This is a genomic window from Bartonella sp. AD328YNZD, from assembly GCF_042196425.1.
This window is the reverse complement of record NZ_JBHIQG010000844.1, coordinates 1-566: the sequence shown is the minus strand read 5'-3', so window position 1 is coordinate 566 and position 566 is coordinate 1. Positions and strand designations below refer to the sequence as shown.

Annotated in this window: 1 protein-coding gene; it reads right to left on the bottom strand. The window is 37.6% G+C overall.

Annotated features, from left to right (window positions below):
• Positions 1–494, bottom strand: a 494-nt coding sequence (locus tag ACFIO3_RS15365) for a hypothetical protein (RefSeq protein ID WP_375704811.1), incomplete at its 3' end; no start/stop codon positions are given.
• Positions 495–566: the final 72 nt, after the last annotated feature.

Genomic DNA, 566 nt, shown 5'->3' with positions numbered 1-566 from the left:
GCATTATCATAAATTTTTGTATCATTAAAAACACAAGCGTAATAATGAACATGAGCATTACCAAAAATATGAGCATCAGGATAAATACGTGCAAAGCCATAAACATGAGCATTGCCATAAATATTGCCAGCCACAACCGCCTTGCCATAAACCCTTGCATTTTCATAAATACAAGCCATATTGTTCACATGGGCATAACCACTTACAACGGCATTATCGTAAACCCTTGCATTGCTATAAACCTTGGCTTTACCGCCCACCCAGCAATTGCCATGATGCGATAAATTGTATTCACTGCCAATAAAACCGCCTAGGTCACCTTTTTTGACATCTCCAAAATCTCTTAAGGCTCTAATTCTATGAAGCGTTTTAAAGCCAACCTCTATTGTCTCGCCTGTAAATTCGTATTTTTTTGCAAACTCTCTCTTTTTAAAAGAGCCATTATCATCTGTAATAAAAAAGGAAGTTTCTTGATTTGTAACTGTAGCGTTCATGCTAGTAATCCTTATCGTAAAAAAGTTTTCAATTGACACCCTATAAGGGCGCCGGGTGTTGAAAACACGGCG